General features: G+C 34.4%; 1 protein-coding gene. It reads left to right on the forward strand.

Translation table 11 applies throughout. The features are described 5' to 3' along the window. Positions 1 to 27: 27 nt before the first annotated feature. Positions 28 to 425: sialidase family protein (locus tag HNS38_RS20175; RefSeq protein ID WP_172347021.1), on the forward strand; the 398-nt coding region annotated here is incomplete at its 3' end.

The raw sequence follows: 425 nt of genomic DNA on the forward strand, positions 1-425 counted from the left end.
TAATCCATTGCATAAATAATTGAAACCATGAGAAAACTAATTATCCTATCCATTATTCTCCTATTTAGCTTCCAAAGCCATGCCCAAAACTGGATTGAACCTACCTTTGTTACAAAAACAGGTGGATGGTATTTAGACCCAGAGTTTTGTATTGATCATGAGGGTGTAATACATTGTGTTTGGCAAGATGTTTATGAACAATTTTACAGTCAGATATTCTATAGTAATTCGCACGACAACGGCTTAACTTGGTCCGATGCCATCAATGTCTCACAAAATAGTGAGTATCGGGTTTCTGATCCACATATTGTTTGTGATTCTGAAAATAATCTACACCTATCTTATGATTATAATAGTAGTAGTGTTACCTCCATTCAGATTTATTATCAAATGTATAACGGGGAAAATTGGAGTGATCCTTTTGA

This window comes from Lentimicrobium sp. L6, from assembly GCF_013166655.1.
Classification (GTDB): Bacteria; Bacteroidota; Bacteroidia; order Bacteroidales; family UBA12170; genus UBA12170.